The sequence below is a fragment of the Pseudomonas sp. NPDC089407 genome (assembly GCF_044900445.1).
In the GTDB taxonomy this organism is placed as follows: Bacteria; Pseudomonadota; Gammaproteobacteria; order Pseudomonadales; family Pseudomonadaceae; genus Aquipseudomonas.
In genome coordinates this window covers 199,414-212,533 of record NZ_JBJDNB010000002.1, presented here as the reverse complement: position 1 = coordinate 212,533, position 13,120 = coordinate 199,414, and the positions used below count along the sequence as shown (strand labels likewise).

Annotated in this window: 12 protein-coding genes and 1 tRNA gene; 9 read left to right on the top strand and 4 right to left on the bottom strand. The window is 62.4% G+C overall.

What is annotated here, in order from left to right:
- Positions 1 to 88: 88 nt before the first annotated feature.
- Positions 89 to 781 (bottom strand): uracil-DNA glycosylase, encoded by a 693-nt coding sequence (gene ung, locus ACI2KG_RS02935; RefSeq protein WP_404660719.1) that lies wholly within the window; start codon positions 779 to 781, stop codon positions 89 to 91.
- 126 nt (positions 782 to 907) lie between these two features.
- Between ung and ACI2KG_RS02930 the strand changes: the two genes are divergently transcribed.
- Entirely contained in the window at positions 908 to 2,014 is a 1,107-nt protein-coding gene (locus ACI2KG_RS02930) for an enoyl-CoA hydratase/isomerase family protein (protein ID WP_404660718.1), read from the top strand.
- Between the two features lie 128 nt (positions 2,015 to 2,142).
- On the opposite strand, the gene ACI2KG_RS02925 is transcribed toward ACI2KG_RS02930, so the two are convergent.
- Positions 2,143 to 2,589 (bottom strand): hypothetical protein, encoded by a 447-nt coding sequence (locus ACI2KG_RS02925; RefSeq protein WP_404660717.1) that lies wholly within the window; start codon positions 2,587 to 2,589, stop codon positions 2,143 to 2,145.
- A 212-nt stretch (positions 2,590 to 2,801) separates the two neighbouring features.
- Between ACI2KG_RS02925 and ACI2KG_RS02920 the strand changes: the two genes are divergently transcribed.
- From ACI2KG_RS02920 to nadS, 7 genes are all read left to right on the top strand, one after another.
- Positions 2,802 to 4,280 (top strand): diguanylate cyclase domain-containing protein, encoded by a 1,479-nt coding sequence (locus ACI2KG_RS02920; protein WP_404660716.1) that lies wholly within the window; start codon positions 2,802 to 2,804, stop codon positions 4,278 to 4,280.
- Positions 4,273 to 4,485, top strand: a complete 213-nt coding sequence (locus ACI2KG_RS02915; RefSeq protein WP_400614751.1) for a cysteine-rich CWC family protein — start codon at positions 4,273 to 4,275, stop codon at positions 4,483 to 4,485. Before ACI2KG_RS02920 ends, ACI2KG_RS02915 begins: the two co-directional genes overlap by 8 nt.
- Positions 4,486 to 4,494: 9 nt before the next feature.
- Positions 4,495 to 5,187 carry a pseudouridine synthase gene (locus ACI2KG_RS02910; protein ID WP_404660714.1) on the top strand — a complete coding sequence of 231 codons (693 nt, stop codon included), beginning with the start codon at positions 4,495 to 4,497 and terminating at the stop codon, positions 5,185 to 5,187.
- A 443-nt stretch (positions 5,188 to 5,630) separates the two neighbouring features.
- Positions 5,631 to 6,518 carry a (R)-3-hydroxydecanoyl-ACP:CoA transacylase gene (phaG, locus tag ACI2KG_RS02905; protein WP_400614747.1) on the top strand — a complete coding sequence of 296 codons (888 nt, stop codon included), beginning with the start codon at positions 5,631 to 5,633 and terminating at the stop codon, positions 6,516 to 6,518.
- A 111-nt stretch (positions 6,519 to 6,629) separates the two neighbouring features.
- Positions 6,630 to 6,703, top strand: a tRNA-Gly gene (locus ACI2KG_RS02900).
- Positions 6,704 to 6,886: 183 nt separating this feature from the next.
- Positions 6,887 to 8,611, top strand: a complete 1,725-nt coding sequence (locus ACI2KG_RS02895; protein ID WP_404660713.1) for a SulP family inorganic anion transporter — start codon at positions 6,887 to 6,889, stop codon at positions 8,609 to 8,611.
- A 282-nt stretch (positions 8,612 to 8,893) separates the two neighbouring features.
- Positions 8,894 to 9,181 (top strand): NadS family protein, encoded by a 288-nt coding sequence (gene nadS, locus ACI2KG_RS02890; RefSeq protein WP_201200899.1) that lies wholly within the window; start codon positions 8,894 to 8,896, stop codon positions 9,179 to 9,181.
- A 17-nt stretch (positions 9,182 to 9,198) separates the two neighbouring features.
- Here nadS and ACI2KG_RS02885 read toward each other — a convergent pair whose 3' ends face one another.
- The gene (locus ACI2KG_RS02885) at positions 9,199 to 10,269 is read right to left on the bottom strand and encodes a glycerophosphodiester phosphodiesterase family protein (protein ID WP_404660712.1); all 1,071 of its coding nucleotides are present in this window, start codon (positions 10,267 to 10,269) and stop codon (positions 9,199 to 9,201) included.
- Positions 10,270 to 10,509: 240 nt separating this feature from the next.
- Between ACI2KG_RS02885 and ACI2KG_RS02880 the strand changes: the two genes are divergently transcribed.
- Positions 10,510 to 11,520, top strand: a complete 1,011-nt coding sequence (locus ACI2KG_RS02880) for a DUF4917 family protein (RefSeq protein WP_404660711.1) — start codon at positions 10,510 to 10,512, stop codon at positions 11,518 to 11,520.
- Positions 11,521 to 11,665: 145 nt separating this feature from the next.
- Here ACI2KG_RS02880 and ACI2KG_RS02875 read toward each other — a convergent pair whose 3' ends face one another.
- Positions 11,666 to 12,880, bottom strand: a complete 1,215-nt coding sequence (locus ACI2KG_RS02875; protein WP_404660710.1) for a class I SAM-dependent methyltransferase — start codon at positions 12,878 to 12,880, stop codon at positions 11,666 to 11,668.
- Positions 12,881 to 13,120 lie beyond the last annotated feature (240 nt).

Below are 13,120 nucleotides of genomic sequence, written 5' to 3'. Positions count from 1 at the left end.
CGGGTAAACCCGCTCCTACATCAGGTTTTCATCACCCGTTGTAGGAGCGGGTTTACCCGCGAAGCAGGCAACACGGCCTGTCAGGTGATCACAACGGCGGCAACGCCCAGTTGATCGGCGCCATCCCGCGCTGTTCAAGAAAGCTGTTGGTTCGGCTAAAGTGCCCGCAACCAAGGAAGCCACGGTAAGCCGACAAAGGCGACGGGTGCACCGACTTCAGCACCAGGTGCTTGGTGCCATCGATCAGCTTCTGCTTGCTCTGCGCATGCGCGCCCCACAGCAGGAATACCACGTTCGGGCACTGCTCGCTGACCACCTGAATAACCCGGTCGGTGAAGAACTCCCACCCCCTCTTGGCATGCGACGCCGCATTCGCACGCTCCACCGTCATGGTGGTGTTGAGCAGCAATACGCCCTGTTCGGCCCAGCTCTGCAGGTAACCATGGCTGGCGATCGGGATGTTCAGGTCGCGCTGCAGCTCTTTGTAGATATTGACCAGCGACGGTGGCGTGGCCACGCCCGGCTGTACCGAGAAGCACAGGCCATGCGCCTGGCCTGGCCCGTGGTACGGGTCCTGGCCGAGGATCACCACCTTCACCTGCCCCAGCGGTGTCGAGTTGAGCGCGTTGAAGATCAGCGGCCCAGGCGGGTAGATTTCCTTGCCGGCAGCGTATTCGCCACGCAGGAACTCGCGCAGCTGATGCATGTAGGGCTGGTCGAATTCGCCGCGCAATGCGGCCTTCCAGCTGGGTTCGAGTTTGATGCGATCGTCGTCAGTCATGGGGCCTTCCATAAACAATGGCGCGACACTAGGTAAGCCCTCCCCGCTTGTCAAACGATCCGACCGACAACCGGCACGATCGGCCAGGCCAGCCATACTTGTGCGATGACTTGCGCGAGGTAGTCCATGGCCATTCATTGCGAGGTACTCACCGGCGCCGACGGCGCCCGCATCGGCATCGCCACCCTGGATGCGCCCAAGGCGCTCAATGCCCTGAACCTGCCGATGATCGAGGCGCTGGGTGAGCAATTGCACAGCTGGGCCCGCGACCCGGGCATCGTCTGCGTGCTGCTGCGCGGCAACGGCACAAAGGCCTTCTGCGCCGGCGGCGATGTACGCGTGCTGGTACAAGCCTGCCGCGACCACCCTGGCAGCGTGCCGCCACTGGCAGCCTCCTTCTTCGCCGCCGAATACCGCCTGGACTTTGCCCTGCACACCTACCCCAAACCTTTGCTGTGTTGGGGCCACGGGCATGTACTGGGTGGCGGCATGGGGCTGCTGCAAGGCGCCAATGTACGCATCGTCACGCCCAGCAGCCGGCTGGCGATGCCGGAAATCAGCATCGGCCTGTACCCGGACGTGGGTGCCAGTTGGTTTCTGGCGCGCCTGCCGGGCAAGCTGGGCCTGTTCCTTGGCCTGACCGGCGCACCGATCAATGCCCGTGACGCCCTCGACCTGGGCCTGGCCGACCGTTTCCTTGGTGAGCATCAGCAAGAGGCCTTGATCGAGGAACTGCTGCAACTGAACTGGCAGGAACAGACCGCCCTGCAACTGAACAGCCTGCTCAAGGCGGAGCAGCACCGTGCTTGGGCCCAGTTGCCCGATGCCCAGTGGTTGCCGCGCCGGCAAGCGATCGACGCGTTGCTCGATGTGGCCGATGCAGCGGCTGCGTGGCGTGCGCTGGAGGGGCTCAAGCAGCATGACGACCCATTGCTGGCCGAGGCCGGCCAACGGCTGCATGAAGGCTGCCCGCTGACGGCGCATCTGGTGTGGGAGCAGATCCGCCGGGCGCAGCACCGGTCATTGGCGCAGGTGTTTCAGATGGAATACTGCATGAGCCTGAACTGCTGCCGTCACCCGGAGTTCAGCGAAGGTGTTCGTGCCCGCTTGCTGGACAAGGACAACCGCCCGCGCTGGCATTGGCCGGATGTGGGGCAGGTGCCGGCTGCGGTGGTGGAAGCGCATTTCGCCAAGGTGTGGGAGGGGCGGCACCCATTGGCAGACCTGGGTTAGCTTCAAGAATTTGGGGCTGCCTTGCAGCCCTTTCGCGACACAAGGCCGCTCCTACAGGGGACCGCGATCTGGTTGTAGGAGCGGCCTTGTGTCGCGATCGGGGCGCAAAGCGCCCCCGCTTCATTCACCTAACGCTGCCAGTTGCCCCCTCGCCCCTGCCCACCCCGCCCACCCCAACGCCCGTCGCCATTGCGCTGACCATTGGAGTGCCGGTCACCATGCTGATACCGCTGGCTGCCATCACGATAGTCATGCCGGTCGCGGTCCCCCCGATAGTCATTGCGCTGGCGGTTGCCATAGTCATAACGCGGGTTGCCGTGCCACCGGTTCGTCCCCGGTTGCGGATGCGAGCGGTAATAAGGCGCCGGAGCCGAACGGTAGTAACGCGGTCCCGGCTGGTAGTAATAACGCGGCTGTGGGGCCACATAGTAGCGGTCATAACGGTAGTAACCCGGCGCCACATAGCGATCGGTGGAGTAATAGTCCGAGCGGTAATAGCCCCCGCTGCCGTAGTACGGCGCGCAGGCAGACGTCATCAGCCCCAGCAGGGCGATCAACAGGATTCGATAGGACATGGCGGCCTCCTGGACCGCTGGAGTGCCCGAACAGCGGCGCTGGCGAGCGTCGACGCGAAATACGTTCATCGACACTGAATCAGACAGCGAGGCCGAGGTGCAGTGCCATTTCTGCAACAAATTGATACAGCTGCTATAACCCTGAAAAACTTGCAGTTATTTTTCAGCCATCTCACTAGAATGAGCGGCTCGGCACACATCACGGGAAGATCATGCCCTTACGTTCCGCCCTGTTCTCGCAGCGTTCGCTGATCTTGACCCTGCTGGTACTGTTGGCCTGCGGCTTCCTTGCCACTTCGCTGCTCAGCTACTTCGCCTCGCGCAGCGCCATCCGCGACGGCATCATCAACACCGAACTGCCACTGACCTCCGACACCGTCTACTCGGAAATCCAGAAAGACTTGATCCGCCCGGTGCTGATCGCCTCGATGATGGCCCAGGACACCTTCCTGCGCGACTGGGTGCTGTCCGGCGAGCAGGATACCGCGCGCATGACCCGCTACCTGGGCGAGGTCATGGGCAAGCAGGACACATTCACCTCCTTCTTCGTCTCCGACCGCAGCCTCACCTACTACCAGGCCAAGGGCGTACTCAAACATGTCGAACCGGGCACCTGGCGCGATGCCTGGTATTTCCGCCTGCGCGAACTCAAGGCCCCCTACGAGATCAACGTTGACCTGGACATGGCCAACCAGGACAGTCTCACCGTGTTCATCAATTACCAGGTGCATGACTACCAGCAGCGCTTCATTGGCGCTGCTGGTGTCGGCCTGAGCGTATCGTCGGTGGTCAAGCTGATCGACCAGTACCAACAGCGTTACCAGCGTGCGGTGCTGTTCACCGACGCCAAAGGCAAGGTGCTGCTGACCGGTTCGGCAGGCGGCCCGCATGGCTTGCGGGTCGGGCAACAGCTCAGTGCCAACCCTGAGTTGAATGACGTGCTGGCCGAGCAACCGGTACCCGGCGAAGGCAGCCACGAATACCGGGACAGCGCCAACCACAGCCATTTCATCAACGTGCGCCACCTGCCCGAACTGGATTGGTACCTGCTGGTGGACAAGCGTGAAACCGGTGCCCTCGACCGCATTCGCCACTCCCTGTACCTGAACCTGGCAATCTGCGCGATGATCACCCTGGTGGTACTGGCGCTGGTGCATGCCATGGTCCGCCGCCACCAGGCCAGCACCGAAGCCCTGGCCACCCTCGACAGCCTCACCGGCCTGCCCAACCGGCGCAGCTTCGACCTGCTCGCTGCCCAGGCCCTGCACGAAGCCCAGCGCGACAGCGGCCCTCTGGTGGCCTTGCTGATCGACCTTGACCACTTCAAGGCACTGAACGACACCCATGGGCACCTGGCAGGCGACGAAGTGCTGCGCCAATTCGCCAATGTGCTGCAAGGCAGCCTGCGCCAGTCGGATATACTGTGCCGCTGGGGCGGTGAGGAGTTCATCGTGCTGCTGCGTGAAGCCGAAGGCCGGCAGGCTAGCGAGGTGGCGGAAAAGATCCGCCGGCGCACCGAACAGCTGACCTTCAGCTACGACGACCAACCGCTGCGCCTGACGACCAGCATCGGCCTGAGCAGCCTGCAACCGGGGGATACCCTGCACGCCCTGCTGACCCGCGCCGACCGTGCGCTTTATCGTGCCAAGCAGGCTGGCCGCAACCGTGTCTGTAGTGAAGCCCATGACTGATCAGCAACACTGCCCCGCTTGCGGTGCCCTCAACCAGTGCAGCCTGGCCGACCCACGCCGGGCCACCCAGGCCTGCTGGTGCTACGGTGTCAGCATCGACCCGGCCGTGCTCCAGGCCCTGCCTGCCGAACTGCGCAACAAGGCTTGCCTGTGCCCGCGCTGTGCTGCCGTTGAAGAGCAACTGCGCTCGTCCACCACTCACTGACTGTTTTCCATGCGTCTCGACCGTTTTCTTGCCAGCCTGCCCAGCTACAACCGCCAGCAAGCACGCCTGATGCTGGCGCAGCGCCGCGTGCGGGTGGACGGCCAGGTGGTGAGTGACCCGCTGGCCGAGGTGCGCGCATTCAGCCGTGTGGAGCTGGACGACCAGTTGCTGCAGGCCGGGCGCCCGGCCCGCTACCTGATGTTGCACAAGCCAACCGGCTGTGTCAGCGCCACCCAGGACCCGCAGCACCGTACCGTGCTCGACCTGCTGCCCGCGATGTTGCGTGATGACCTGCACATTGCCGGGCGCCTGGATTTCAACACTACGGGGCTGATGATCCTGACCAACGATGGCCAGTGGTCGCGGCGCCTGACCCAGCCGACTACCAAGCTGCCCAAGCATTACCTGGTGGAAACCGAGGATGAGATTGGCGAGCACTATGTGGCCAAGTTCCGTGAAGGGTTCTACTTTGCCTTTGAAGACCTCACTACCCAGCCTGCACAGCTGGATATTCTCGGCCCACGCCAGGCGCGGCTGGCGATCGTTGAAGGGCGGTATCACCAGGTCAAGCGCATGTTCGGGCATTTCGACAACAAGGTGGTGGGGTTGCATCGCGAGCGCATGGGGGCGATCCGGCTTGATCCGGAGTTGGCGCCTGGGGCGTTTCGGGAACTGACGGCTGAAGAAATAGCTACCGTCTAGGTCGCCTGCTCGGGCCTATTCGCGGGTGAACCCGCTCCTACAGGGGGCGCCGAACCTGTGGGAGCGGGTTCATCGGGGCGCCGAACCGCCGCGAAAGGGCCGGAACAGACAATACAGGGTGGTCATACGACCGCTCAGCGACAAAAGTCACATTTTCCCCCGAACGGCACTTGCGGTATCCCTGACCCACTGCTTGAATCCACTTCGTCAGTCCGCATGTGACTACCAAGTCACGATCGCAGACCCAGACAACTTTTTGCCGGCCACCCAGGGCCTTGATGCCTTGGGGCACGGCAAATTGCCCGCCAAAAACAACACCGTCGACGCACGTGCCAAGGATCGACACAGGGCCCCCGGTTACTCTTCAGGCGAATGCCTACCTGTCATAAAGAACGTGCACCCTAGGTGACGCGAATACCCTTTTTGCGCCAGGAGTCGATGACATGAGGCCAGAAATCGCTGTACTTGATATCCAAGGTCAGTATCGGGTTTACACGGAGTTCTATCGCGCGGATGCGGCCGAGAACACGATCATTCTGATCAATGGCTCGCTGGCTACCACGGCCTCGTTCGCCCAAACGGTACGTAACCTGCATCCGCAGTTCAACATAGTACTGTTCGACCAGCCCTATGCGGGCAAATCCAAGCCACACAACCGTCAGGAACGGCTGATCAGCAAAGAGACCGAGGCGCATATCCTCCTGGAGCTGATCGAGCACTTCCAGGCCGACCACGTGATGTCGTTCTCGTGGGGTGGTGCAAGCACACTGCTGGCGCTGGCGCACCAGCCGCGCTGCGTAAAAAAAGCCGTGGTGAGTTCGTTCTCGCCGGTGATCAACGAACCGATGCGCGACTACCTGGACCGCGGTTGCCAGTACCTGGCCGCCTGTGACCGCTATCAGGTCGGCAACCTGGTCAACGACACCATCGGCAAGCACCTGCCGTCACTGTTCAAGCGCTTCAACTACCGGCACGTCAGCAGCCTGGACAGGCACGAATACGAGCAAATGCACTTCCACATCAATCAGGTGCTGCAACACGACCTGGAGCGGGCGCTGGATGGCGCGCGCAGTATCAATATCCCGGTGCTGTTCATCAACGGTGACCGCGATGAGTACACCACGGTCGAAGATGCCCGGCAGTTCGGCAAACATGTGGGCCGTAGCCAGTTCAGCGTAATCCGCGATGCGGGCCACTTCCTGGACATGGAGAACAAGGCCGCCTGCGAGGACACCCGCAACGTCATGCTGGGGTTCCTCAAGCCGACCGTGCGTGAAACCCGTCAACGTTATCAGCCGGTACAACAGGGGCAGCATGCATTGGCCATCTGAGCAGTTCGGCGCCCTGACACTGATACCCGCAGGCCACGGGGCGCCGACAGGCTTTTTTATAACTTGGGCTTCTAATTCGTGGAAGGTTCTGGTAAAAAGTGCTGCGCAGACGCGGGTATAGTTTAGTGGCAAAACGAAAGCTTCCCAAGCTTTAGTTGAGGGTTCGATTCCCTCTACCCGCTCCACATTTGCAATCCCCGCATGGCGTTCCAGCAACGTCATCGCTGTCAAAAGGAGCCATGGCTCCTTTTTTCGTTTCTGCCCCGCCCTTCGATCTGCTGCTTTCGATGATCAGTAGCATGGCCAAGTGCCTGCCGATCCGCTTCAATGCGTGCATGGTTTCGTGAAGCATTTCGAAAGGACGACGCATGTTTCTCTCCCGCTGGCTACCGGGCCTTGCCAACCTGCTGCACTACCGCCGCGAATGGTTCCACGCCGACCTGCAGGCCGGGCTCTCGGTAGCGGCAATCCAGATCCCGATTGCCATTGCCTACGCGCAGATCGTCGGCCTGCCGCCGCAATACGGCCTGTATGCCTGCGTGCTGCCGATGATGGTCTACGCACTGATCGGCAGCTCGCGCCAGTTGATGGTGGGCCCCGACGCGGCCACCTGCGCGATGATTGCCGGTGCCGTGGCGCCACTGGCCATGGGCGACCCGCAGCGCATCGCGGAGTTGTCAGTGATCGTCACCGTGCTGGTCGGGGTCATGCTGATTGCCGCCGGCCTGGCGCGGGCCGGGTTCATCGCCAGCTTTTTCTCCCGGCCGATCCTGATCGGCTACCTCAACGGTATCGGTCTGAGCCTGATTGCCGGGCAGCTGTCCAAGGTGGTGGGGTTCAAGATCGAGGGCGACGGTTTTATCCTCAGCCTGATCAACTTCTTCCAGCGCCTGGGTGAAATCCACTGGGTAACCTTGCTCATCGGTCTGGCCGCCCTGAGCCTGTTGATCTGGCTGCCACGGCGCTACCCACGGTTGCCTGCCGCGCTCATCGTGGTAGCGCTGTTCATGCTGCTGGTGGGCCTGTTGGGTCTCGACCGCTTTGGCGTTGCCATCCTCGGCCCGGTGCCCGCCGGCATTCCGCAACTGGCCTGGCCACACAGCAACCTGGCAGAAATGAAAAGCCTGTTGCGCGACGCCCTGGGTATCGCCACGGTCAGTTTCTGCAGTGCCATGCTGACTGCACGCAGCTTTGCTGCCCGGCATGGCTACGCAATCAATGCCAACCACGAGTTCGTCGCCTTGGGTGTGAGCAACCTGGCGGCCGGGGCTTCCCAAGGCTTTGCCATCAGCGGTGCAGACTCGCGAACCGCAGTCAACGACATGGTCGGTGGCAAAAGCCAGCTGGTAGGCATTATCGCTGCGCTGGTGATCGCTCTGATCCTGCTGTTCTTCACCGCGCCCATGGCGTGGATCCCACAGGCAGCACTGGGCGCGGTGCTGCTAATGGCCGGCTGGGGGCTGATCGACATCAAGTCGCTGGGGAATATCCGCCGCCTTAGCCGCTTTGAATTCTGGCTGTGCCTGCTGACCACAGTGGGCGTATTGGGCCTGGGCGTGCTACCCGGCATCGTGTTTGCCGTGACCCTGGCGATACTGCGCTTGCTGTACAGCATCTACCAGCCAACCGACGCCGTGCTCGGCTGGCTGCCGGGTACCGAAGGCCAGGTCGACATTCGCAAGTTCAAGGATGCCCGCACCGTGCCCGGCCTGGTGGTGTATCGCTTCGACGACGCGATCCTGTTCTTCAACGCCGACTACTTCAAGATGCGCCTGCTCGAAGCGGTGCAGAGCCAGGCCGAGCCGAAAGCGGTGCTGTTCGATGCTGAGGCTGTGACCAGCATCGACGTCAGCGGTATGGCCGCCCTGCGTGAAGTGCGCGACACCCTGGCCGCCCAGGGCATCTACTTCGCCATCGCCCGCGCCCGCGGCACCTTCCTGCGCATGCTGGTGCGTTCGGGGATGGCGCGCGAGATGGAAGACAAACTGCTGTTCGGCTCGGTGCGCGCGGGGATTCGGGCGTATCGGGTGTGGCGTAATCGCAACCGCAGTCTGCCGGTTGCCGGGCAGGGTCAAGCGGGCCACCCTGGCTAGCAGTCAGCATGCTGTACAGAAAAGGACTACCTGGTACTCGGAGAGGGATGATCGGCTAGGCACGACCAGGTTCGCTAGCCTCGCTATCCCGCTCCGAAGTACAGCCGTGCACTCCTTTCTCTGTAGCGCTGGACAACCAGCAGCTACGCCAATGGCGTATAACCTGCTATGCTTTTCACCGAAACAGCTTTGTTCTCTACATCTACGGCAAAAACGAGCAGCCCGACCTGTCCAGCGAACAACGCAAGGCGCTGAGGTCGATCATTGAACACTGGAGCACGCATGAACCGCTTTTTTGACGAACTGATGGAAAGCGTTCAACAGATGGACGACATCGTCCAGGGCAAGCGTGCGCCCTCTCGTGAATTCGAGATCGATGCGCTGCAGGTCCGTAACATCCGCAAGGCAACGGGGCTTACCCAAGCACGCTTTGCCGAGATCATCGATGTACAGGTTGCAACCCTGAGAAACTGGGAACAAGGGCGGCGAGAACCAACCGGGCCTGCCAAAGCATTGCTGCGTGCGATACGTAATGATCCTGACCATGTGCTGAAAGCCCTGGCGCACTGACGAAAGCCTGCACGTGATCAGTAACCCAACCTTTCCAGCGCTGCTGCCTCAGGCTCCGCCGGGCGCTGGTAATAGCGCAGCAACGCCCCTGCGCGGTTGGTGAATATCCCGTCTACCCCCGCTTTCATCGCCTTGTCGAAATCCACCGGCTCGTCGAGGGTGTACACATGCACCAGCAGACCTCGCGCGTGGCTAGCCTGGTTCATCCATGGCTGGATCAGGTCAGCGTAACTTTGCTCGCCCAGGCCCGTACGCCTGGCAGAGGGCCCGGTCCCCACAGCACCGCCTTGCCTGGCGTAGCCAAGCCAGCGCAGGAACTCTGCCTGGTCTCGCGGCTGCTGGCGGGCGTAGAACCCTGCCTTGTCGGTTACACCTGAGTCGACGAAGTCTTGCCCCGAGGCGGGCTTGATGGCTTTCGTGCCGACCCATAGCAGCAGTATCTTCGGTACTTGCGGCATGGCCTGGTGCAGCAGCGCCAGGCTGTTGCGGTCGAAGGTCTGCAGAACCACACGCCCCGGTCGGTCGAGCCAGCCACGGGCTTCAAGCCGTGTCTTCAGGTCCTGTTCGATGCCGGGGAACTGCTGGGGAACCTTGGTCTCGATGTACAAGCCGGGCTGCCGCTCGGGGTTGCCTTCGGCGATGTCGATGACTTCATCCAGGGTAAGGATGGGCAGTTTGCGGAAGCTTGGCCGGGCGCGTTCCGGGTAGGCCTGGTTGAACCAGCTGCCGGCGTCCAACGACTTGAGTTCGGCGAGGGTGAAGGCGCTGACCGGGCTGGCTTTGCGCTCCGGGAAACGCTCAGCGACATCGCTTGTGCGCGACAGCACATCGTCATGCACCACTACCAGCACGCCATCACGGGTACGTTGCAGGTCAAGTTCCAGGTAGTCGGCGCCCTGCTCACGCGCCAGCAGGTAGGCCGGGGTGGTGGATTCCGGGGCGTCGTACGAGGCGCCACGGTGGGCGATTACTGCCGGGTGCGGGATGCCGTGGGCGGCGGCCAGTGACTGGCCATTATTGTTGGCGGAGGCTGTGGATGCCGTGAATAAAGCGGCCAACGCCAAACCAGAGGCTATCTGATTACGCATGAAGAATTCCTCTTTCGTCCTGCGAGCCTTGAATAACCAATACCGGCCCTATCGCCGGCAAGCCAGCTCCCACAAGGATCACACCAGGCCCCAGGTCTGTGGTGCACCTGTGGGAGCCGGCATGCCGGCGATAGGGCCAATACAAGCAACACAAAGGCTATGCCTGGACAGCAACCCTCGCACACCTTGCATGACATGCTAAAGTCGCCCCCGTTCCCCGCACCACCCAACGGACCCAGCATGCCCGCACTCGACGCCACCCTCATCCCCTGGCCAGAACTCGCCGCCCGCCACCCCTGCGACGCCCTGCTGCTGGGCAACGGCGCCAGCCGCGCCGTGTGGAAGCCGTTCGGCTACTTCTCGCTGTTCGAGGAAGCGCAACGCGCCGGCCGCAAAAAAGGCCTGGCCATCAGCGACCAGGCCCTGTTCAAGTCCTTGGCCACGGAACTGTTCGAGCCGGTGCTCAGTGCCCTCAACACCACCGTGCGCGCCAATGCCGCACTGGCGATCAACTCTACCGCGCCGCTGAACCGCTACTACTCGATCAAGGAAGCGTTGATCCACGCCGTGCGCACCGTGCACTTGCCGTGGCCGCTGATGCGCCCTGCAACCCTGGACGCGCTCAACCAGGCCTTGCGCGGTTACCGCAGCGTCTACACCAGCAACTACGACCTGTTGCTGCCTTGGGCAGTGCAACACGCCCCGCATGGCTTCGCCGAACTGTTCGACGAGCAAGGCTTCTTCGACGTGCGCCGCACCCGTTGCGAAGGTACCCGGGTCATGCACCTGCATGGCGGCCTGCACCTGCTCAAGCTGCCCGACGGTACCACGCGTCAGCGCAGCGCCGACAGCGCCGAACTGCTTGATGGTTTTGCTGTGAACATTCCGGGTGAAGTACCGCTTTTCATCAACGAAGACCGCAGCGAAGAGAAACTGCGCGCGATTCGTCACTCGGACTACTTGAGCTGGTGCCTGGGGCAGCTTGCACAGGAACATCAGGGCCTATGCCTGTTCGGCCAGCACCTGGACAGCACTGACCAGCACCTGCTTGAAGCCATTCGACTGGCCGGGCCGAAACAGCTGTCGATCGCTATCCGGCCATTGAGCGAGGCTTCGGTGATCAACCAGAAGCAGCATTTCGTTGATCGATTCGGCGAAATGCCGGGTACGGCACTGCATTTCTTCGATGCCAGTACCCACCCATTGGGGCAGGTAGAACTAGCGATTGAAGTGCCCGTTACTCGACGCTGACACGATCTGTTGTAGGAGCGGCCTTGTGTCGCGATAGGGCCGCAAAGCGGCCCCAGCAATGTGTGCGTTTACGCTGAAATCCCGGGGCTGCTGCGCAGCCCTATAGCGACACAAGGCCGCTCCTACAGGGCCCATGATAGTTGTTTCAAAGCAACCCATCACCCCGCAACAACGTCTCCAGGCAGTGCTCCTGCACGCCATAGAACGCCTTGAGCTGGGCAATCTTCCCCAGCAACGCGCCGTTGTCCACCGCCTGGCGCCGCTTCACCGCAAGAATCATCTTGTTCTTGTTGGTGTGCTCCAGCGAGATGAACTCGAATACCTTGGTTTCATACCCGCAGGCTTCCAGGTACAGCGCACGCAGGCTGTCGGTCAGCATTTCGGCCTGCTGGCCCAGGTGCAGGCCGTACTGCAGCATCGGTTGCAACAAGCCTGGGCTGTGCAGTTGCGGGCGGATCTGCTTATGGCAGCACGGCGAGCACATGATGATCGCCGCATTACAGCGAATGCCGGTGTGGATGGCATAGTCGGTGGCGATGTCACAGGCATGCAGGGCGATCATCACATCGATGGCTGCAGGTACCACGCTGCGTACGTCACCACACTGGAACTCCAGGCCGGGGTGCTCCAGGCGCGAGGCGGCGGCGTTGCACAGGTCGACCATGTCCTGGCGCAATTCAACGCCGGTTACCTGCGCTTCGCGGCCCAGGCTGTTGCGCAGGTAGTCGTGCATGGCAAAGGTCAGGTAACCCTTGCCCGAACCGAAGTCGGCCACCCGCAGCGCCTGCTGTGCCGGCACCGGAGCGCTGGCCAGGGCGTGGTCGAAGACTTCGATGAACTTGTTGATCTGCTTCCACTTGCGCGACATGGACGGGATCAGCGCGCCTTGTGCGTCGGTGACACCGAGGTCGCGCAGAAACGGCCGCGACAGCTCCAGGTAGCGTTTCTTCTCGCGGTCATGACCGCTGCCTGCGGCAACCTCGCGCGGTGCCTGCGCGCCATGGCGCTGCAGCATGGGCTTGCCCTTCTTGCTGAAGGTCAGCTGCACTTCGCCGTCCGCGTCGAACAGATGGGCATTGCGGAAGCTGTCCGGCAGCAACTCGGCGACCAGAGCCTGGGCCTGGTCCAGCGCCAGGTTGCGGGTGATGTCGCGGGTCTGGTGACGGTAGACCAGCGACAGGCACGGCTGGCCCTTGACCTGTAGCGGCTTGGCAATGATCCGTTGCAAGGTCTGGTCGGCGCCGACATGGCGCGCCAGCACCAGCTTGACCAAGGTATTGCCGTGCAGGGCAGCGTGCAGCAGGTCGAGAAACTGGGCGCGCGCATCCGGCGCGGCGGAAGCGGAATGACTGACGGACATGGAAAAACGGTGCCTCGGATAGCGGGAAGCGCTTGGCGCAATGCGCACATTCTACAGGGAGGGGTACATCCTGTGGGAGATCACCCAGCCCTTCCGGGCTACGCTGTTTCGCAGAGAACAATGGCCATTGTGGGAGCGGGGGGGGGGGGGGGCCGCCCCCCCCCCCCCGGGGGGGGCCGGGGGGGGGGGGGGGGGGGGGGGCCCCCCCCCCCCCCCCCCCACAAAGCGGGGAAATAAAAA

Coding starts and splice junctions, on each gene's coding strand:
- phaG (WP_400614747.1), top strand. CDS start 5,631: ATGAGGCCAGAAATCGCTGTACTTGATATCCAAGGTCAGTATCGGGTT.
- ACI2KG_RS02920 (WP_404660716.1), top strand. CDS start 2,802: ATGCCCTTACGTTCCGCCCTGTTCTCGCAGCGTTCGCTGATCTTGACC.
- ACI2KG_RS02885 (WP_404660712.1), bottom strand. CDS start 10,269: ATGCGTAATCAGATAGCCTCTGGTTTGGCGTTGGCCGCTTTATTCACG.
- ACI2KG_RS02875 (WP_404660710.1), bottom strand. CDS start 12,880: ATGTCCGTCAGTCATTCCGCTTCCGCCGCGCCGGATGCGCGCGCCCAG.
- ung (WP_404660719.1), bottom strand. CDS start 781: ATGACTGACGACGATCGCATCAAACTCGAACCCAGCTGGAAGGCCGCA.
- nadS (WP_201200899.1), top strand. CDS start 8,894: ATGAACCGCTTTTTTGACGAACTGATGGAAAGCGTTCAACAGATGGAC.
- ACI2KG_RS02930 (WP_404660718.1), top strand. CDS start 908: ATGGCCATTCATTGCGAGGTACTCACCGGCGCCGACGGCGCCCGCATC.
- ACI2KG_RS02880 (WP_404660711.1), top strand. CDS start 10,510: ATGCCCGCACTCGACGCCACCCTCATCCCCTGGCCAGAACTCGCCGCC.
- ACI2KG_RS02895 (WP_404660713.1), top strand. CDS start 6,887: ATGTTTCTCTCCCGCTGGCTACCGGGCCTTGCCAACCTGCTGCACTAC.
- ACI2KG_RS02925 (WP_404660717.1), bottom strand. CDS start 2,589: ATGTCCTATCGAATCCTGTTGATCGCCCTGCTGGGGCTGATGACGTCT.
- ACI2KG_RS02910 (WP_404660714.1), top strand. CDS start 4,495: ATGCGTCTCGACCGTTTTCTTGCCAGCCTGCCCAGCTACAACCGCCAG.
- ACI2KG_RS02915 (WP_400614751.1), top strand. CDS start 4,273: ATGACTGATCAGCAACACTGCCCCGCTTGCGGTGCCCTCAACCAGTGC.